The sequence below is a fragment of the Kitasatospora sp. NPDC001309 genome, assembly GCF_042896295.1.
In the GTDB taxonomy this organism is placed as follows: domain Bacteria; phylum Actinomycetota; class Actinomycetes; order Streptomycetales; family Streptomycetaceae; genus Kitasatospora.
On the sequence record NZ_JBIAXC010000005.1, the window covers coordinates 89,662 to 110,961 of the forward strand.

General features: G+C 76.8%; 5 protein-coding genes. All 5 read left to right on the top strand.

The features are described 5' to 3' along the window. Window positions 1-199 precede the first annotated feature (199 nt). Window positions 200-1,510: an MFS transporter gene (locus tag ACFY2K_RS07135; RefSeq protein ID WP_387710049.1), complete on the top strand. Its 1,311-nt coding sequence runs from the start codon at window positions 200-202 to the stop codon at window positions 1,508-1,510. A 227-nt stretch (window positions 1,511-1,737) separates the two neighbouring features. Next, on the top strand, window positions 1,738-15,090 hold the full coding sequence (locus tag ACFY2K_RS07140; protein ID WP_387710051.1) for a MupA/Atu3671 family FMN-dependent luciferase-like monooxygenase: 13,353 nt from the start codon (window positions 1,738-1,740) through the stop codon (window positions 15,088-15,090). Then, entirely contained in the window at window positions 15,087-16,565 is a 1,479-nt protein-coding gene (locus ACFY2K_RS07145; RefSeq protein ID WP_380591889.1) for a condensation domain-containing protein, read from the top strand. The genes ACFY2K_RS07140 and ACFY2K_RS07145 overlap by 4 nt, the downstream gene beginning before the upstream one ends. A 172-nt stretch (window positions 16,566-16,737) precedes the next feature. Continuing rightward, window positions 16,738-18,186 (top strand): BTAD domain-containing putative transcriptional regulator, encoded by a 1,449-nt coding sequence (locus ACFY2K_RS07150; protein WP_387710195.1) that lies wholly within the window; start codon window positions 16,738-16,740, stop codon window positions 18,184-18,186. Continuing rightward, entirely contained in the window at window positions 18,183-21,221 is a 3,039-nt protein-coding gene (locus ACFY2K_RS07155) for a BTAD domain-containing putative transcriptional regulator (RefSeq protein ID WP_387710054.1), read from the top strand. The genes ACFY2K_RS07150 and ACFY2K_RS07155 overlap by 4 nt, the downstream gene beginning before the upstream one ends. Window positions 21,222-21,300: the final 79 nt, after the last annotated feature.

Below are 21,300 nucleotides of genomic sequence, written 5' to 3' on the forward strand. Positions count from 1 at the left end.
CTGTCATGCGCATGTGAACGCGAGTTGACGTGTCACCGACGGCAAATCGCCACCCTGGCCGGAATGATGACCCCGAGTCGGCCGAACTCACGATCTTTCGGACAGTGGACGATCAAGCTCTTGATCTCCGGCCGGGCGGCTTCTAGATTGCGGTGCAATGTCACACTGAGCCGACCGACGCGGCCTTCCTGGGGGACCGGTGCCGGACACCGCACAGCAAGTACCGCTCCAGACCACCGAGAAGCTGCCCCGGGTGTTCTACCGGCTGGCGCTGGGCGACGCGCTCTCCACCTACGGGAGCCAGCTCGACCTGGTGGCGCTGAGCCTGTTCGCCTACGAGGCGGCCGGGAACGCGCTCGGCACGGCCGGGTACCTCATCCTGCGTCTGACCGGCGGTTTCGCCGGTGGACTGGTCAGCGGGCGGCTCGTCGCCCGGGTCGACCGGCGGCGGCTGATGACGGGCTGCGCCCTCGCCCAGGCGGTGGCGCTGGTCGTGGTGGCCCTCGTCCCGGCGTCCGCGCGGATCCCGGTGCTCTACCCGCTCGCGCTGGTCTTCGGCGGCGCGGCCGCGGTGTGCGCCGTCGCGCTGCGCACCAGCATCCCGGAGATGGTCGGCGCCGAGCGCCGGGCCCGTGCCAACAGCCTGATGGCGAGCTGCCGTTCGGCCGCCATGGTGCTCGGCTTCGCCTCCGCCGGTGTGGTCGTGGCGTGGGCCGGGTTCCGTGCGGCACTGCTGATCGACGCGTCGAGCTTCGTGGTGTTCGCCGCCGTGGTGCTCAGGCTGCCGTTGCGCACCCGGGCCGAACCCGCCGAGCAGGCGGCCGGACAGGCCGCCGGCGCGGCCGCGACCGGTACCACCGCCGACACCGAGGCCGACAAGGCTGCCGACGGCGGCAAGGCGAAACGATTCGGCACCCGGTGGCAGGCGCTGGTGGTGCTGCGCGCGGCCCCCGTGGTCGGCGCGATGGCGGCGATCCGACTGCTGGACGCCTTCGGCTCCGCCGCGCACAACATCAGCCTGCCGGTCTTCGCCAACCAGCACGACCCCGGCAACCCGGCCGCGCTGCTGGGCATGTTCTGGGCCACCTGGGCGGTCGGCAACCTCGGTGCCCAACAACTGGTCTCCCGGCTCATGCTGCGCCGGGGCATCGAACCGGGCGAGCGCGCCTTCGCCCTGGGGACCTGCCTGATGTCCGGCTGCTTCATCCTGGTCTTCACCGGACTGCCGACCCCGCTGTTCCTCCTGGTGGCGATCGGCGCGGGGCTCGGCGACGGCTTCACCGAGATCTCGTACACCACCCGGATCCAGGCGCTCACCGACGAACGGCGCGGCCAGGCCTTCGGGTTGCTCGCCTCCGCCGAGAACGTCGGCATGGGCACCGGGATGCTGCTGAGCGGATCGCTGCTGGCCCTGCTCAGCCCGCTGACCGTGGTCGGCGTCTCGCACGCCGTCCCGATCGTGCTGGCGCTCGGCTTCCTGGTCCTGGTCGGCCGGGCCCGGAAGCGCTGACCCGCACCACCCGGCCACGCACCACCCGGCCACGCACCGCCGGACCACGTACCGCCCGACCGTACCCGCGACCACCGTGCACCGTGCCACCGCACCCGCAAGTACCGCGCCACCGGATCCGCCGACGCCCCACCGGGCCGCAGGCGACCCCGATCCGCCCACCCTCCGCAACCCGGGGCAGCCCTACCCGCGCACGCCCCGCACCGATCCGAAAGGTGCCGTCGCCGATGAGCCCCACCGGTTCCGAGCGCGCCCGGCTGCGCGCCCTGGAGGCCCGGCTGCTGCTGCGTCCCGAGGTCGCCGACTGCGCAGTGCTGCCGGTCGAGCGCGCCGACGGCCGCCGCGGCCTGCTGGCCTACCTGGTGCCCGCCGCCGACACCGACCCCGTCGCGCTGCGCCGCCGGGCCACCGCCGCCCTGCTGGACGCCGACCCGGGCACCGAGGTGCACCTCCTGGACGGCATCGTGCGGACCGCGCTGGGCGAACCCGACCGCGCCGCCCTCGCCGCCGCCGCGGCCCGGCCGCCGGCCGGCGCCGGGACCGCGCTCCGCCACCTGCGCGAACTCACCCCGCACTGGCGGCCTTTCGGCGCCGCCGGCACGGCCGCCGGTGCAACCCCGAGCGGCTCGACGGCCGGCTCGACGGCCGCGCCCGAAGAGGCCGTACCCGAGGAGCCCGGGAACGAGGACCCCGGGACCGAGGCGGTCGGCGCCCGGCTGCCCGCCCCGGCTCCGGACGCGCCGCGCACCCTGCCCGAGGCCCTGCTGCGCGCCGCCGAACGGCACCCGGACCGCGGCCTGCACCTGGTCCGGGCCGACGGCGGGGCGACCAGGCTGACCTACCGCCGGCTGCTGGAGCGGGCCCGGGAGACCCTCGCCCTGCTGAGCGCCGCGGGGCTGCGGGCGGGCGACCGGGTGATCCTCCAGGTCCCGGACCAGGAGGGCTACTTCACCACCCTGTGGGCCTGCCTGCTGGGCGGGGTGCAGCCGGTCACGGTCGCTCGTCCGCCCGCGTACGACCAGCCCAACCCGGTCCTGGAGAAGCTCTGGCACGCCTGGCAGACGCTGGCGGAGCCGCCGGTGCTCGCGGGCGGGCCGGCCGTGGCGGGCCTGGCCCGGCTCGGGGAGCTCTACCCGGCGCCGGGCCTGCGGGTCATCGCGGTCGACCGCCCAGTCGACGGCGCCGCCGCAGCCGTCGGCGCGGGCGCCGAGCACGCCCCGGACCCCGGCGACGTGGCCATCCTCCAGCTCTCCTCCGGCAGTACCGGCCGCTCCAAGGCGGTGCAGATCACCCACCGCGGCATCCTGGAGTACGTGGCCGGCGCGGTCGCCCAGGGCACCCTGCCCGAGGACGTCACCGTCAACTGGCTGCCGCTGGACCACGTCGCCGGGCTGCTGATGTTCCACCTGCGTGACGTGGCGCTCGCCGCCGACCAGGTGCAGGTGCCCACCGAGCTGGTGCTCGCCGACCCGCTGGTCTGGCTGGACACCCTGGAGCGCTACCGGGGCGCACACTCCTGGTCGCCCAACTTCGGCTACCGGCTGGTCGCCGAGGCGGTGCGGGCGGCCGGCCCCGGCCGGAGCTGGGACCTCTCCTCGGTCAAGTCCCTGATCAACGCGGGGGAGCAGTGCACCGAGGCGGTGCTGGACGAGTTCCTGGCCGCCACCGGCCCGTTCGGCGTACGGGCGGAGCACGTGCTGCTCGGCTGGGGCATGGCCGAGACCTGCACCGTCATCACCTACAAGCGCTACCACGAGGACGGCGCCCGCCGGCTGGTGCGCACCGACTCGCTGACCGGCCGGCTGGAGCCCGCGGACCCGGACTCCCCGGAGCGCGGCACCGCGTTCCTCAGCATGGGGCGCCCCGCCCCCGGCGCCCGGATACGGGTGGCGGGCGAGGACGGCCGGGCCCTGCCCGAGCACCGGGTCGGCCGGCTCCAGGTCGACTCCGGCCGGGTGACGCCGGGTTACCTGAACAACCCGGCCGCCGACGGCGAGGCCTTCGTCGGCGACGGCTGGTTCGACACCGGGGACCTCGCCTTCCTGGCCGACGGTGAGGTGGTGCTCACCGGCCGGCGCAAGGAGATCATCATCGTCAACGGGGTGCACCACTTCTGCCACGAACTGGAGGACGTGGTCGCCTCGGTGGCGGGGGTGCGCTCCGGGCACGTCGCCGCCTTCGGGGTCCCGGACGAACGCACCGGCACCGAACAGCTGGTGATCGCCTATGTGCCGAACGACCCGGACGCCCCCGCAGCCCCGGTGGCCGCCGAGGTCCGCCGGGTGCTGGCCGCCCGGCGGCAGCCGGCCCCCGCCCTGGTGCTGCCGGTGCCGGCGGCCGACTTCCCGCGCACCACCAGTGGCAAGATCCAGCGCACCGCACTGCGCGGGCGCCTGCTCGACGGCGGGCTCGACGAGCACCTCGTGGCGATCGACCTGGCGGAGGCCAACGCCCGGACCGTTTCCGACTGCGTGCGTCGGATCGTCTGGGAACCCCGCCCGGCGCCGGACGCCCCCGAGGCCCCTGAGGATTCCGAGGCTCCCGGGGATTCCGAAGGTTTCGAAGATCCTGAAAGTTCCGAGTCTCCGGAGCCGACCCTGCTGCTCGGCCCGGCCGGTCCCGGGACCCTCGCCGAGGCACTGGCCGCCGCCCTGCCCGGGGCCGTCCTGGTGGAGCAGCCGCCGACCGCCGACCCCGCGCAGTGGCGGCGGGCGCTCGGCGCCGAGCGCCCCGGGCGGGTGGTCCACCTCTGGGGCGCGGACGGCGGGCCCGCCGCGTCGTCGGACGGCGTACCGCCGGACGTAGCCCTGCTCGCCCTGCTGCGGGCCCTCGCCGAGCGGCCGCCGACCGGCGAGCTGGTCACCGTCAGCGCCGGACTGCACGCCGTACTGCCCGGTGAACTCCCCGACCCGGCGGCGGCGTTGACGGCGGCACTGACCGCCGGGGCGAGAGCCGAGCAACTGGTGCCCGCCGCCCGGCACATCGACCTGCCGGCCGGTCCGCCGCCCGCCGAGCAGGCCGCCGCCCTGCTCACCCTGCTGGCCGAACCCCGGCCGGAGCCGGAGAGCGCCTGGCGCCGGGGCCGCCCGTGGGTGCCCAGGCTCGGACCGGTCGAACCCGGCACCGCCACCGACGCCACCGCCGACGAGGGCTGCTCGCTGCTCTCGCCCGGCGCCCGCTACCTGGTCACCGGCGGCCTCGGCGGGATCGCCGCCGAGCTGCTGCCCGGCCTGCTGCGCGACCACGGCTCCCGACTGCTGCTGATCGGCCGCACCGACCTGGACGCGCCCACCGCCGAGGCGGCCGAACGCCGCGCCGCGCTGCACCGGCTGTCCGGCTACGGCGGCCGGGTCGACTACCGCCGTGCCGACGTGACGGACCGCGAGCAGCTGGCCGCCGTGGTCGCCGAGGCCGAACGGGACTGGGGAGCACCGCTGGACGGCGTGCTCCACCTGGCCGGCGCCTACCGGATCGCCCTGCTCTCCGGCACCGGCCCGGACGACTGGCGGGAGGCGGTGCGTGCCAAGACGACCGGCACGGACCACCTCGTCGAGCTGGTCCGGCAGCGCCCCGGCGCCCAGTTCGTCGGCTTCTCCTCGATGGTCGGCTTCCAGGAGGCCGTCGGCTCCACCGCGTACGCCGCCGCCAACCGCTACCTGGAGAGCGCGGTCGAACGGCTGCACCGGGAGACCGGCACCCCGGCCTGGACGATCTCCTGGGGCCTGTGGAGCCGGGTCGGCATGAACCGCGCCACCGACCACGAGCAGGCCTCCGCCGCCCGGGGCATCGCCGTGCTGAGCGCCGCGCAGGGCCGCCGGCTGGCCACGCTGCTGTTGGCCGGCGCCCCGGGCCGCTGGTACGCCGGGCCGGACCCGAGCGCCCCCGCCGCGCGCCGCCACCTGCTGGCGACCGCGCCCCGGCCGGTCCCGGAGACGCCCGCCGGCCGTACGGACGAGGACCGGCCCCCGCAGCGGGTTTCCGAGCCCGCCCCCGCCGCGGCCGCCCCTGCCGAGCCCACCCCTGCCGCCGCCTCGCCGGTCTCCACCGAGCTGCGCCGGACCGTCCTGGACGCCTTCGAGACGGTCCTCGACGCCCCGCTCGACCCGGCCCGCCCGCTGGCCGAACTCGGCATCGGTTCGCTCCAGTTGATGCGGGTGCACGGCGCCCTCAGCGCGGCCCTGCCGACGCCCCCGGCGCCCACCGAACTCTTCCGGCACCCCACCGTGGACGCCCTGATCGCCCACCTGACCGAGGCCCCCGCGCCGGCCCAGGCCACCGCGACCGCCACCGCGACCGCCACCGCGACCGGCACCGCGACCGGCACCGCCCCCGGGGCCCCGGCGGGCGACGACCGCCGGATCGCCGTCGTCGGCCTGGCCCTGCGCTTCCCCGGCGCCGACACCCCCGAGCAGTACTGGCGCAACATCGTCGACGGCGTCCGCAGCACCACCCGGTTCACCGAGGAGGAGCTGGCGGCGGCCGGACTGCGCCCCGAGGAGTACCGGCACCCCGACTTCGTCCCGGTGACCGGGGCACTGCCCGACACCGACCGCTTCGACGCCGAGGCCTTCGGCATCAGCGGCACCGAGGCCGCCCTGATGGACCCCCAGCAGCGCCTGCTGCTGGAGATCTGTCGCCAGGCCCTGGAGGACGGCGGCTACGACGCCCCCGACCCGCACCGCCGGGTCGGCGTCTTCGCCGGCACCGGGATGACCCTGTACGCGCTGCGCACCTACTACCAGCACACCCTGGCCGGCACGGCCGACCCGGCCCAGCCGGTGTCCGCGCTGCAGACCGCGATCGGCAACCAGGCCGACTTCGCCGCCACCCGGGTCGCCTACCGGCTGGGCCTGACCGGCCCGGCGATCGGCGTGCAGACCGCCTGCTCCACCTCGCTGGTCGCGGTGCACCTGGCGGCCCAGTCGCTGCTCGCCGGTGACTGCGACCTGGCCCTGGCCGGAGCCGCCGCCCTGCACATCCCGCAGGCCGCCGGATACCGCTACGAGGAGGGGTCGATCCTCTCGCCCGACGGCGAGTGCCGGGCCTTCGACGCGGCGGCCGCCGGCACCGTCGGCGGCAACGGGGTCGCGGCCGTCCTGCTCAAGCGCCTGGACCGGGCACTGGCGGACGGCGACACCGTGCACGGCGTGATCCTCGCCTCCGCCGTCAACAACGACGGCGGGCTCAAGGTCGGCTACACCGCGCCCAGCGTGGACGGGCAGGCGGCCGTGATCGGCCGGGCCCTCGACCTGGCCGGGGTGCCGGCCGAGAGCGTCGGCTACGTCGAGGCGCACGGCACCGGCACCCCGCTGGGCGACCCGATCGAGTTCCGGGCCCTGGCCCAGGCGTTCCGAGCCCGGACGCGGGCCGCGGACTTCTGCTCGCTCGGCTCGGTCAAGCCCAACATCGGCCACCTGGACACCTGCGCCGGAATGGCCGGGCTGATCAAGGCCCTGCTGGTGCTGCGGCACGGCACCGTCCCGCCGCTGGTCAACTTCGACCGCCCCAACCCGGCGCTGGAGCTCGCCGGAAGCCCGTTCCGGCTCGCCGCCGAGCGCCGCGACTGGCCGGCCGGCGCCACCCCGCGCCGGGCCGGGGTCAGCGCACTGGGCGTCGGCGGCACCAATGCCCACCTGGTGCTGGAGGAGGCCCCGGCGTCGTCCGCGCCCGGTGCCGCCGACGGCCCCCGGCAGGAGGCGCCGACCGTCCTGCCGCTCTCCGCCCGTACGGAACAGGGCCTGACCGCCCTGGCCGGGCTGCTGCGTGACCGCCTGGCCGCCGGACCGGCGCCCGCCCCCGGCGACCTGCCGCTCACCCTGGGCGGCGGGCGCCGCGCCCTGCGCCACCGGCTCGCCGCCACCGGCGCCGGTCCGGCGGACCTGCTCCGCGGCCTGGAGGCCCACCTGGCGGGCCGCGGCTCGGCCACCGCACCGGTACGCCGCGAGGCCCCGCGCGGTGACGTCCGGCCGGTGCTGCTCTTCACCGGCCAGGGCGGCCAGTACCGGGGCATGGCCGCCGAACTCCACCGCGCCTTCCCGGTCTTCCGGGCCGTCCTGGAGGAGTGCGACCGGCTGCACCGCGAGGCCTGGGACGAACCGCTGCTGCCGCTGCTGCTCGACCCCGTGCCCGAGGGCGCCGCCGACGACTGGACCACCGAGGCCGCGCAGCCCGCGCTGTTCGCCCTGCAAGCGGCCCAACTGCGGCTCTGGCAGGAGCTCGGGCTGCGCCCGGCCGCCGTCGCCGGGCACAGCGCCGGCGAGTACGCGGCCTTCCACGCGGCCGGCGCCCTCGACCTCGCCGACGGGATGTTCCTCACCGCGCTGCGCGGCCGGCTGATGCACCGGGCGACCGCTCCCGGCGCCATGGCGGCGGTGATGGCCGATCCGCAGCGGCTCGCCGAACTCGCCGACTGGCTGCCCGGGGTGGAGCTCGCCGTGGTCAACGGCGCCGGCCAGTGCGTGCTGTCCGGCCCGCCGCGCGACATCGCGGCCGCCGAGGCCGTGCTGGCCGCCGAGGCCGTGACCACCGAACGACTCGCCACCGACCGGGCGTTCCACTCCCGACTGCTCGACCCGGTGCTCGCACCGTTCCGCGAACAGCTCGCCCGGCTGCGGCTGCGCCCGCTGACCGTACCGCTGGTGAGCAACCTGGGCGGCGAGGTGCTGGCCCCCGGCACCGTGCCCACGCCCGACTACTTCGTCCGGCAGACGAGGGAGTGCGCGCGCTTCGACCAGGTGCTCGCCGCCCTGGACGGGCAGGGCCACGAACTGTTCCTGGAGCTCGGCCCGCACCCGACGCTCACCGGCATGGGCCGCCGGGAGCTGCCGCACCGCCACTTCGTGGCCGGTGCCCGCCGCGGCGCCCCGCAGGAGCCGCAGTTCGACGCCGCGGCCGGCGCGCTGTGGTCCCACGGCGTCCCGATCGACTGGGCGCGGTTCGCCGCCGCCCGTGACTGGCCGGACGGCCCGGCCCGCCGGGTGCCCCTGCCGACCACCGTCTACCAACGCCGCCGCCACTGGTTCACCGCCCCCGACCGGCCGACGACCACCGAGGACCCCGCCATGCACCAGGCACCGCCGCCCCAGCCGACCGCCCCGGCGGCCGCCGTCCCAGCGTCCGCTGTCCCGGCCGCCGTCCCCGCCGCCGCAGCAAGCCCCGAGCAGCTCGCCGAGGAGGCGGTGCTGCGCCGGGTGCTGGAGCAGACGGCCCGCCAGCTGGGCCACGACGAGGGGGCGGTCGGCGCCGACGACCCCTTCTTCGACCTGGGCGCCGACTCGCTCGGGATGATCAACATGATCCGGGACCTGGAGCGCGCCTTCCGGGTGCGGATCTCGATGCGCGAACTGTTCGAGGCGGCGGACACCCCGGCCCGGCTGGCCGGGCTGATCGCCGACCGGCTGGAGCCCGACGTCCGGGACGGGCTGCTCCCGGCGGCCGCGCCGGAGCCGGTCGCGGTGCCCGAGCCGGTCGCGGTGCCCGAACCGGTCGCGGCCCCGGCGCCCCTGGCCGCAACGCCCGCCCTCCCCGTACCGGCCGCGCCCGCCGCACCCGTCGTACCCGCCGCGACCGTTCCGTCCGCGCCCGCTCCTGCCGCGCCCGTCCCGGCACTTCCGTCCGCACCCCCGGTCCCGGTCCCGCTCGCCTCCGCCCCGGTGACCGACGGCACCGGCCTGATCGAGCGCCAGCTCGCGCTGCTCGGCCAGTTCTCCGACCTGATGCGCGACCAGCTCGGCCTGCTGGCCGGGACCGGGCCGGCGCCCGCGACCGGGGCGGTACCGCCCGCGCCCCTCCCGGTGGCGGCCCCCGCCGCCCTGCCCCCGTCCGTCGCCCCGGTCGTCGTCCCGGCCGTCGAGGCCCCGCTTCCCGCCGCCGCCCCCGCGCCGGCCGCCCCGCAGGTGCACGGCCCCCGGGTGACCGTCTCCCGCGAGTCCGGCATGGCCGCCGGCGGCCTGACCGAGCAGCAGCGCGCCCACGTGGACGGGCTGGTCGCCCGCTTCACCGCCCGTACCGCCGCCTCCAAGGCGGTCACCCGCCGCCACCGCCGCACCCTCGCGGACAGCCGCGCCGTGGTGGGCTTCCGCTCCTCGACCAAGGAGATGCTCTACCCGCTCGCGGCCCGCCGGGCCCGGGGCTCCCGGCTGGAGGACCTCGACGGCAACACCTACGTCGACATCACCATGGGCTTCGGCGTCCTGCTCTTCGGCCACGACCCGGAGTTCGTCGCCGAGGCCGTCCGCGAGCACCTGGCCGGCGGGCTGCGGCTGGGCCCGCGCGGCCCGGAGACCGGGGAGGCCGCCGAGCTGCTGGCCGAGCTGACCGGCACCGAGCGGGTCGCCTTCGCCAACTCCGGCACCGAGGCGAACGCCGGGGCGATCCGGCTCGCCCGCGCCTTCACCGGCCGGGACAAGATCGTCATGTTCGAGGGCTCCTACCACGGCCACTTCGACCACACCCTGGGCCGGACGGTGGGCCACGGCGCCGACCGGGAGACCGTCCCGGTGTCGAGCGGCATCCCCGGCAGCGCCGTCGCCGACCTGATCGTGCTGCGGTACGGCGATCCGCAGAGCCTCCAGGTCATCGAGGAGCTCGGCGACCGGATCGCCGCCGTACTGGTCGAGCCGGTGCAGAGCCGCCACCCGGGGCGCCAGCCGGCCGAGTTCGTCCGTTCGCTGCGCGAACTGACCGCCCGCCGCGGCATCGTGCTGCTCTTCGACCAGATGCTCACCGGCTTCCGGCCCCACCTGCGCGGCGCCGAGGGCTTCTGGGGCGTGACCCCGGACCTCTCCACCTACGGCAAGGTGCTCGGCGGCGGCTACCCGATCGGTGCGATCGCCGGGCGGGCCGACATCATGGACGGGATCGACGGCGGCCACTGGGACTACGGGGACGACAGCTACCCGCCCCAGGACACCACCTTCTTCGGCGGCACCTACATCCAGCACCCGCTGGCGATGACCGCGGCCGGTGCCGTGCTGCGCCACCTCAAGGAGGCCGGTCCCGGCCTCCAGGAGCGGCTGAACGCCCGCACCGACGAACTGGCCGCGACCCTCAACGGGTTCTTCGAGGAGGAGGAGTTCCCGCTCCGGCTGGCCCACTTCGGCTCGCTGTTCCGGTTCGAGCCGCGGGCCGACGTGGAGCTGTTCTTCCCGGAGCTGCTGACCCGCGGGGTCTACGTCTGGGAGTGGCGCAACTTCTTCCTCTCCACCGCCCACAGCGACGGCGACCTGGAGTTCGTGGTCGACGCCGTCCGGGAGTCGCTGCGCGGCCTGCGGCGCGGCGGCTTCTTCCCGGCCTCGCCCGGGGTGCGGCTCCCGGCCCCGACCCCGCGCCCGGCGGCCGACCTGCCCGAACTGCCCGCACTCACCACGGAATCCCGCACCGGTACCGGGGCCGAGCCCGTTCCGTACCACCCGGTGAGCGACCCGCAGCGCCCGGTCGATTTCAGCCTGTACTTCTTCGGCGACTACCCCCAGGACTCCCCGGGGGACGAGAAGTACCGCATCGTCCTGGAGAGCGCCCGCTTCGCCGACCGGCACGACTTCCACGCCGTCTGGCTGCCGGAGCGCCACTTCCACTCCTTCGGCGGGATCTTCCCCAACCCCTCGGTGCTGGCGGCCGCGCTGGCCCGGGAGACCAGCCGGATCCGGCTCAACGCGGGCTGCGCGGTGCTGCCGCTGCACCACCCCGTCCGGGTGGCGGAGGAGTGGTCGGTGGTGGACAACCTGTCCGGCGGCCGGGTCGGGCTGGGCTGCGCCAGCGGCTGGCACCCCAACGACTTCCTGTTCTTCCCGGAGAACTACGGCGGCCACAAGGAGCTGATGCACCGCCAGGTCGACACCGTCCGGGCGCTGTGGCGCGGCGAGCCCTACCGCGGCCGCAACGGCAACGGGGAGCCGATCGAGGTGACCCTGCACCCGCGCCCCTTGCAGGAGCAGCCGCCGATGTTCACCGCGATCGTCGGCAACCCGGACAGCTTCCGCGAGGCCGCCCGGCACGACCTCGGCGTGATCACCAACCTGATGACCCAGGACATCGCCCAACTCGCCGAGAACGTCGCCCTCTACCGGCGCACCCGGGCCGAGCACGGGCTGGACCCGGAGGCCGGCCGGGTGGTGGTGCTGGTCCACACCTACCTGGGCGCCGACCTCGCCACCGCCCGCGCGCAGGCCTACCGCCCGTTCTGCCACTACCTGCGCTCCTCGCTCTCGCTGTTCGGGCAGATGGCCAACAGCCTCGGCCTGACCCTGGACTTCGAGAACACCCGCGAGGAGGACCTCGAGTTCGTGCTGGAGCGCGCCTACGAGCGCTACTGCGCCTCGCGCGCCCTGATCGGCACCCCGGAGAGCGTCGGGTCCGTGCTCGCCGAGCTGCGGGCGGCCGGCGCGGACGAGATCGCCTGCTTCGTCGACTTCGGGCTCGCCCCCGACCTGGTGGCCGCCGGCCTGCCGCAGATCGACGCGCTGCGCCGCTCCACCGAGCGGGGCGCCGCGCTGTCCTACGCGCAGCAGCGGATGTGGTTCCTGCACCGGATGCTGCCCGACGCCGCCCAGTACAACGAGGTCAAGGCCGTCGAGCTGGACGGCCCGCTCGACCCGGAGGCGCTCGACACCGCGCTGCGCGCGCTGGTGGAGCGGCACGTCGGGCTGCGCACCGTCTTCCGGGAGCAGGACGGCGAACCGTTCCAGCAGGTGATCCCGGCGCCGGACGGCCCGGTGCTGGAGCGGGTCCCGGTGCACGGGCCGGCCGAGGAGGCGGTGGCCGCGCTGGTCGCCGCCGAGGGCGCCCGCCGCTTCGACCTGGCCGAGGGCCCGCTGTTCCGCGCCGGGCTGCTGGCGACCGGGCCGGACCGGCACGTCCTGGTGCTGTCCATGCACCACATCGTGATCGACACCCTGTCCACCGTGGTGATCACCCGGGAGCTGGGGGAGCTGTACCGGGCGGCCCGGGAGCAGCGGCCGCACCGGCTGCCCGCGCTCACCACCACCCCGGCCGCCGAAGCCGCCCGGGAGCGGGCCGCGGTGGCCGCCGGGGCCTACGAGGAGAGCCTCGACCACTGGCGCAAGGTGCTGGGCGGCGAGCTGCCGGTGCTGACCCTGCCCACCGACCGGCCCCGCCCCGCCGTACCGGACGGTCGCGGCCGTTCGTACGTCCGCCACCTTCCCGCCGAACTCTCCTCGGGCATCCGGGAGTTGGCCCGCGAGCGGCGCTCGACCCTGTTCATGGTGCTGCTCACCGCCTTCGCCGGGGTGCTCCAGCGCTACAGCGGCCAGGACGAGGTGGTGCTGGGCACTCCGCTGGCCAACCGGGCGGACGGCACCGAGGACCTGGTCGGCTTCTTCGTCAACACCCTGGCGCTGCGGCTGGACCTCACCGGCGAGCCGGACTTCGCCGAGGCGCTGGACCGGGTCCGCTCCACCGCGCTGGACGGCTACGAGCACCAGCAGCTGCCCTTCGAGGTCCTCGTCCAGGAACTGAACCCGCAGCGGGACACCAGCCGCAACCCGCTCTTCCAGGTCATGGTCGAGTTCGAGAACCACGCGGTCTTCGAGCTGGACCTGCCCGGGGTGACGGCCCGCCCGCTGGACCACGTGGTCGACCGCTCCGCCTTCGACCTGGCGCTCTTCCTCACCAACCTCCCCGACGGCATCCGCTGCCACGTGGAGTACGCCGAGACCCTGTTCGACCGGGCCACGGTGGACCGGCTGTTCGACGCCTTCGAGCGGCTGCTGGCCGCCGCCGTCGCCGACCCGGCGCGACCGCTCACCGAGCTGACGGCGGCCCCCGCCGACCCCGCCCTGGAGTGCGGACCGGAGGCGGCGCCGGTGCCCGCGCACCCGCTGGCCCGGGTGGCGGCCACGGTGGCCGACCGGCCGGAGGCCGTCGCGGTGGTCGCGGCCGACGGCACCGCGGCCGACTACCGGACGCTGCACGCCAGGGCCGAGGGCCTGGCCCGCCGGCTGCTCGCCGCCGGGGTGCGGGAGGGCGACCGGGTGGCCGTGCTGCTGCCGCGCTCGGCGGACCAGGTGGCCGCGCTGCTGGCCGTGCTGCGGCTGGGCGCCGTCCTGGTGCCGATCGACCCGGTGCAGGGCGCGGAGCGCTGCCGGCTGATCGCCGCGGACAGTGCCCCGACCGTGCTGCTCACCGCCCGGGGCACCGACCTGATGGGCATCTCGCTGCCGACCGTCCACACGGACGCGGACACCGACACCGGGCCCGCGGGCGGGGCGGAACTGCTGCCGCTGCCCGTCCCGTCGGCGCAGGCCGCCGCCTACCTGCTGTACACCTCCGGCTCCACCGGCCGCCCCAAGGGCGTGCTGATGCACACCCTCGGCCTGGCCTCGCTGATCGACTGGAACGTCGCCGAGCACCCGGCCGCCCGCACCCTGCAGTACGCCTCCTGCGGGTTCGACGTCAGCGTCCAGGAGATGCTGACCACACTGGCCGGCGGCGGCACCCTGCTGCTGATCGAGGAGGAGACCCGCTACGACATCACCGCGCTGGCCGCCGTGGTCCGCGCCACCCGGGCCGAGCGGCTGCACCTGCCGTACACCCCGCTGGCCGCGCTGGTCGCGGCGCTCGGTGACGAACCGGCGCCCCACCTGCGCGAACTGATCCAGGGCGGCGAGCAGTTGCTGCTCACCCCCGCCCTGCGGGCGTTCCTGGCCCGCAACCCCGGCTGCCGGCTGCTGAACCACTACGGCCCCACCGAGACCCACGGGGTCACGGCCGGCGAGGCCACCCCGGACGGACCGGACCACGCCTCGATCGGCCGCCCGGTGCCGGGAACCCGGATCGTGCTGCTGGACGCCGCCGGACGCCCCGTCCCGGCCGGGGCCGTCGGCGAGATCCACGTGCTCGGCGTCCAGGTCGGGCTCGGCTACCCCGGCCGGGCGCAGGAGAGCGCCGCCGTCTTCACCGACACCCCGGAGGGCCGCCGCTACCGCACCGGCGACCTCGGCCGCTGGCGGCCGGACGGCACCCTGGAGTACCTCGGCCGGGCCGACCGCCAGGTCAAGGTACGCGGCTACCGGATCGAACCGGGCGAGGTCGAGACCGTGCTGCGGACCGTGCCGGGCGTGCGCGGCGCCGCCGTGACGGGACGCCGGACGGCGACGGGCACCGCGCTGGCCGGGTACGTCCAGTGCGCGGCCGCCGACCTGCCCCGGGTGCGCGACCGGCTGGCCGACCTGCTGCCCGAGCACATGGTGCCGGGGCTCTGGGCCGCGGTCGCCGAACTGCCGTTCAGCGTCAACGGCAAGCTCGACACCACCGCCCTGCCGGAGCCGCTGCCGCTGGGCGCCGGACTGGCCGCCGTCGCCCCGGCCACCGAACTGGAGCGCACCGTGCAACGGCTGTGGGAGGAGGAACTCGGCCGCCCCACAGGCGTGGAGACCTCCTTCTTCGACCTCGGCGGCCACTCGCTGGCCGCCACCCGGCTGCTGAACCGGGTCCGCGAGGCCACCGGGCTGCGGATCGGCGTGCTGGAGTTCTTCCGCCGCCCCACCATCCGGGCGATGGCCGCCCACCGCCCGGCCGTCCAGGACCGCCCGGCCCCGGCCTACGAGGAGGGCGAGCTGTGACCGCCCCCGCCCCCGTGTCCACCGCCGACCAGGGCTGGGACCGCCTGGTCCGGCTGCTCGACGAGCGCGGGATCGTGCTGCGCACCACCGGCGAGCGGCTCGGCTACCTCGCCCCGGCCGGCGCGCTGGACGAGGAGGCCGCCGGGCTCGTCCGGGCGCACCGGGACCGGCTGCTGGCCGTCCTGACCGGCTCCGGCGCGGCGCTCGCCGCCGCGCCGGCCGGGCTGGCCCAGCGCCGGCTGTACGGGATGCACGGCCGCTCCGCCGACCCGGCGGTGTGGAACATCACCCAGCGCATCACCCTGCGCGGCCCGCTCGACCCCGAGCGGCTGGCCGCCGCCCTCACGGCGCTGAGCGAGCGCCACGAGAGCCTGCGGACCGGCTACCGGCACACCGACCTGGGCCTGCTCCAGCAGGTGCGGCCGAACACCCCGGTGGAGCTGCCGGTCGAGGACCTGCGCACGCTCGACCCGGCCGCCCGGGACGCGGCGCTCGCCGGGGCCACCCGGGCCGAGGGCGCCCTGCCGTTCGACCTGGACGGCGACCGACTGCTGCGCGCCCGGCTGCTGCGCACGGCCGAGGACGTCGCGGTGCTGCTGCTGTCGCTCCACCACATCGTGGTCGACGGCTGGTCCCTGGCCACCCTGCTGGCCGACCTGGGCGCGCTGTACCGCGGGGACGGCGCCGCGCTGCCGGACCCCGGCCGGATGACCGACCACGCCTGCTGGGAGCGGACCGTGGTCACCCCGGCCGCCGTCACCGAGGCCCTCGACCACTGGGCCCACGTCCTGGGGGACACCCCGCCGGCGGTGGACCTGCCCACCGACCGGCCGCGCCCCGAGCAGCGCTCCGGGCGCGGCGGCACCCTCGCCTTCCGCGTCCCGGCCGGGTCGGCCGAGGCGGTGCGCCGCTGCGCCGCCGGGCGCTCCACCACCGCCTCGGCGGTGCTGCTCGCCGCCTACGCCCGGCTGCTCGGCGAGCTGACCGGGGCTGCGGAGACCCTGGTGGTGCTCTCGTACGCCAACCGCACCCGGCCGGTGGACGAGCAGGTCGTCGGCCTGCTCACCACCGGCCTGCCGATCCGGCTGCCCACCCGCCCGCCCGGCGGGTTCGGGGCCTCGGTGGACACGGCGGCCAGGGCGGTGGCCACCGCGCTGGACCACGCCACGGTGCCCTTCGGCCAGCTGGTCGAGCCGCTGCGCGAGCGCGGCGTCCGGCTGCCGGCCGGGTACCCGCAGGTCCTGCTCGCGGTGCAGAGCACCCCGGCGATCGCCCTCGACCTCCCCGGCCTGGCCGTCGAGGTCGAGGACGTGCCGGGCCCCTCCACCCGCGCCGACCTCTCCGTGCTCCTCACCCCGGACGCGGACGGCTACGCGGGCCTGGCCGAGTACGACGCCGACCTGTTCGACGCGGGGACGGTCCGGTCCTGGCTGGAACGGATGGTGGCGGACCTGGCCCGGGAGCTGACGGACTGACCGTTCCGGCCGCCCGCCCGGCGTGCGGAACCGGCCCGCGCCCCCCGGCAATCCGGCCGGAACTCCGGAGGATCGGACCAACTCTCGTTCTGTACACGTAAGATGACGCAGAGTTGGGTCCGGTCCGTCGGAGCGGGCCGGGCAGGACCTGTCGGAGAGGGCCGTGCGAGAGATGCGCTTCACCGTCCTGGGGCCGCTGCGGGCCTGGTCCGCCGACCGGGAGCTGCGGATCAACCGGGCCAGGGACCGGGCGGTGCTCGCGGTGCTCCTCGCCGCCCAGGGCCGGACCGTCCCGGTGGGCGAGATCGTCGACGGGGTGTGGGGCGAGGAGGCGGACGGCGCGCCGGACCGGCCCGCCGCCCTGCCCGGCCACGTCTACCGGCTCCGCAAGTTGCTGGACGGCGCGGCGCCGGACCGGACCGGCCCGAGCGTGCTGCGGCACCAGGGCAAGGGCTACCGGCTGGACGTCGACCCGGGCGCCGTCGACCGGACGGCCTTCCTGGCCGGGCTCGCCGACGCCGCCACCGCCCGCCGCAACTGGCAGCCCGAACGCGCCCGCACCCTGCTCTCCGGCGCACTCGCGCTCTGGTCCGGCCCGGCCCTGGACGACGTGCCGGGGCCGTTCGCGGCCCACGAACGCCGCCTGCTGGCGGGCCGCCGGGAGGAGGCACTGCGGCACTGCCGGGAGCTCGACCTGGAGCTCTCCGGCCACCCGGCGCCGACGCCGACGCCGACGCCACCCACCCGGGCGGTTCGACGGCCCTTCCAACTGCCCCCCGATCTGCCCGACTTCACCGGACGCCGGGCCCAACTGGCCGCCGTCGCGGCGCTGCTGGCCGGTCCGGCCGGCCGCACGGCGCCGCTGGCCACCGTGACCGGCCCGCGCGGCGCGGGCAAGAGCGCCCTGGCGGTGCACGCCGCCCACCTGGCCGCCACCGGCTACCCCGACGGCCAGCTGTACGCGGACCTGCACACCACGGGCCCCGACGCCGTGTCCGACACCCTGGCGGCGTTCGTCCGCGCGCTGGGCGTCGAGGACGGGGCCGTACCGCCGGGTCCGGCCGAGCGCCGGGACCTGTTCCACCGGCTGCTGGCCGGACGGCGCCTGCTGGTCGTGCTCGACGGCGCCGCCGCCGTGGCAGCCGTCCGCCCCCTGCTGCCCACGGCGCCGGGCTGCGCCGCCCTCGTCACGCTCGACGGCCCAGGCGGCCCAGGCGGCCCAGGCAGCCCGGGCGGTTCGGACGGCCCAGGCGGCCCAGGCAGCCCGGGCGGTTCGGACGGCCCGGGCGGTTCGGCCGGTTCGGCCGGGGCGGCCGGGATCGAGGGCGGCGGACACCCCGTCGGTCTCGGCCGGCTCAGCCCACCGGAGGCACTGCTCCTGCTCGGCCGGATCCTCGGCCCGGAGCGGCCGGCCCGCGAGCCGGAGGCCGCCCGGGCCCTGGCGGCCGCCTGCGACCACCTGCCGGGCCCGCTGCGCCGCGCGGCCGACCGGCTGGTCCGCCGCCCGGCCTGGCCGATCTCCGCTCTGCTGCCCCGGCCCGAGGACCCCCGGGCCGAACCGGTCGCGCCGGTCACGGCCTCGGTCACGGCCGTGGGCTGCGGGTCGGGCGGTGGCCGATGAGCCGCCGCGAACCCACCGAGTGCGCGGACGCGCCGGACGGGGTGTGGGCCCACCCCGGGGCCCCGGCAGGCGGCGCGGCCGGACCGCGCTTCGCCCTGCTGGGCCCGCCGGCCGGCTGGTACGACGGACAGCCGCTCGACCTGGGCCGCCGCCAGCAGCGGGCGTTCCTGGCGATGCTGCTGGCCCGCCCCGGCCGGGTGCTGACGGCCGCCGCGCTCGCCGACGGGGTCTTCGAGGAGGGGGCCCTCCCGAACCGCCCCGCCGCCGTACTGGCCACCCACGCCTACCGGCTGCGCAAGGAACTGCGCGGGCACGCCGCCGGGCACCTGCTGGTCACGGTCGACGACGGCTACCGGTTCGACGTGCCGGCCCGGGCCGTCGACCTCGGGGTGTTCGACCTCCTGGTCGGGCAGGCCGACCGGGCGCTGGCCGCCGGCCGGCCGCCGCAGGCCCGCGACCTGCTGGCCCGGGCGCTCGCCCTGCACCGGGGCGAGCCGCTGGCCGGTCTGCCGGGGCGGCACGCGGCCGAGATGCGCGAACACCTGACCCTGCGCCGGATCGCGGCACTGGAGACCAAGCTCGGCCTCGACGTGGAACTCGGGGACAGCCCGTCCTGCCTCGTCGACCTCGGCCGGGCGGTCTTCGCCCATCCGTTCCAGGAGCGCTTCCGGGCCCTGCTGGTGCTGGGGCTGCACCGGGCGGGTCGGCCCGACGAGGCCCGGGCCGTGCACGCCGAAGCCCGGCGCTTCTACCACGACCAGGGTCTGGACTGCGCCGAGCTGGACGCCGTACTGGACCGGATCCGCCGTACCGCACCGGCCTCGGCGCCGGCGGGCCCGAGCGGCCCGGCCCACCGCCCGAGCGCCGTACCGGCCCAGTCCCCGACCCCGGCCCAGTCCCCGCCTCCGCCTCCGTCCCTGCTCCCGGCGCCCCGGCACCTGCCCTTCGGCATCGCGGACTTCACCGGTCGGCAGAGCGCGGTGGCGAGGCTGACCGCCCTGCTCGCCCCACCGGACCCGACCGCCGTGGCCGTCGTGGCGGTCAACGGCCTCGGCGGGGTCGGCAAGAGCACGCTGGCCCTGCACGTCGCGCACGCCCTGCGCGACCGCTTCCCCGACGGTCAGCTCCGGCTGGACCTGCGCGGCACCCTGAGCGACCCGCTCGACCCGGCCGAGGCGCTCGCCGACCTGCTCACCGCCCTCGGCGTGCCGGACCGTGCGGTGCCCACCGACCCCGCCGAACGCGCCGCGCTCTACCGCACCACGCTGGCCGGACGCCGGGTGCTGCTGCTGCTCGACAACGCCGCCGACGCCGCCCAGGTGCTCCCGCTGCTGCCGGGCACCCGGAACTGCGCGGTGCTGCTCACCAGCCGCCACTGGCTGGGCCTCCTGCCCGGCGCCCACCACCTCCACCTGGACGCCATGCCGCCGTCCGAGGCGGTCGACCTGCTCGCCGCCGTCGCCGGACGGGCCCGGATCGCGGCCGAGCCCCGGGCGGCCACCGCGATCGTCGCGGCCTGCGGCCTGCTGCCGCTGGCGGTACGGGTGGCCGGCTCTCGGCTGGCCGCCGACCCGGGGCAGCCGCTCGCGGCGCTCGCCGCGAGCCTGGCCGACGAAGGCACCCGGCTCGCCGAACTTGCCTTCGACCACAGTGCGGTGGAACCCGTGCTGGCCCTCTCCTACGCCCGGCTCGGCGCCGCCCAGGCCCGCGCCCTGCGGCTGGTCGCGCTGCCGGACACGCCCGAACTCCCGCTCGCCGCCGCCGGCGCCCTGCTCGACCGCGCCCCCGAGGAGACCCGGGAACTGCTGGAGACGCTGGTCGACCTCAACCTGCTCCAGTCGCCCGCCGCCGACCGCTACGGGCTCCACGACCTGGTGCGGGCGTTCGCCCGCGGCCGGAGCGAGCGGCAGGACGCCCCGGAGGCGCTCACCGCCGCCTTCGCCCGGCTGCTCGACTTCTGCCTCGCCAGCGCCCGCAACGGTGAAGGGAGCGCCCGCCACGTCGACCGGGCCGGGAAGCAGCTGACCGGGGCCACGACGACCGTGCCGGGGCTGACCTTCCGCGGCGTCGACGAGGCCAACGTCTGGATGCTGGCCCAGAGCGCCCTGCACCACGCGGTGATCCACCGGGTCTGCCGGGACCCCGACCTGCCGGCGGCCCGGGCCGCCGACCTGCTGGACACCATGGGATCCTCCCTCTTCGGCCGGGGGTACGCCGGGTCGGTGGCCGAGCTCGCCGGCCGGCTCGCCGACACGGCCCGGGGCCGCGGCGAGCACGCGGCCGAGGCACTGGCCCGCTCGGTGCGCGCGAGCATGCTCTGGCACACCGGCCGCTTCCCCGAGGCGCGCGCCGAACTCGAGCGCGCCCTGCCGCTCTGCCGGGCCCGCGAGCTGCGCCCACTGCGGGCGAGGGCCCTGCACCTCCTCGGCTCCACCGCGCGATTGGAGCGGCGCTACGAGGACGCCATCGTCGCGCTGCGCCGCGCCGTCGCACTCTTCCACGAGCTCGGGGACGAGGGCGCCGAAGGCCTGGCCCTCGGCGAACTCGCCGTCAACCAGGCGCAGACCGGCCGGTTCCCCCAGGCCCGGGCCACCGCCACCCGGGGCGCCGAGCTCACCGGGCGGCACAGCTGCTGCGCGGAGGCCCTCAGCCACTTCTACCTCGCCCGGGTGCTGCACCTCGGTGGCGACCTCGGACCCGCCCTCGTCGAGGCCGAGCACGCCCGCGGGCGGATGCGCCGCTTCGGCCAGACCGACTACCACGTCGCCGCGAGCGTGCTGATCGCCCGGGTCCACCTGGCGGCCGGGCGGGCCGGGGCCGCCGTCCGGGCGGCGCAGGAGACGCTCCCGCTGGCCCGGCAGGCCTCGGGCACCCTGGAGGGGCACGCGCTCGGGATCCTCGGCGAGGCGTTCGCCGCGCTGCGCCGCACCGACCGGGCCAGGAGCTGCCTGAGCGAGGCACTGGGACGGTTCCGGCAACTGGGCCACCTCCGGGACGCGGCCGACATCGAACGGACGCTGCACGGCCTCGCCTGACGGACTCGCGCACGCGTCCGACGCGCTTGCTCATCAAACGTCCATCGCCGTACCCGAACCTTCTGTTGCGCCCGGTCAC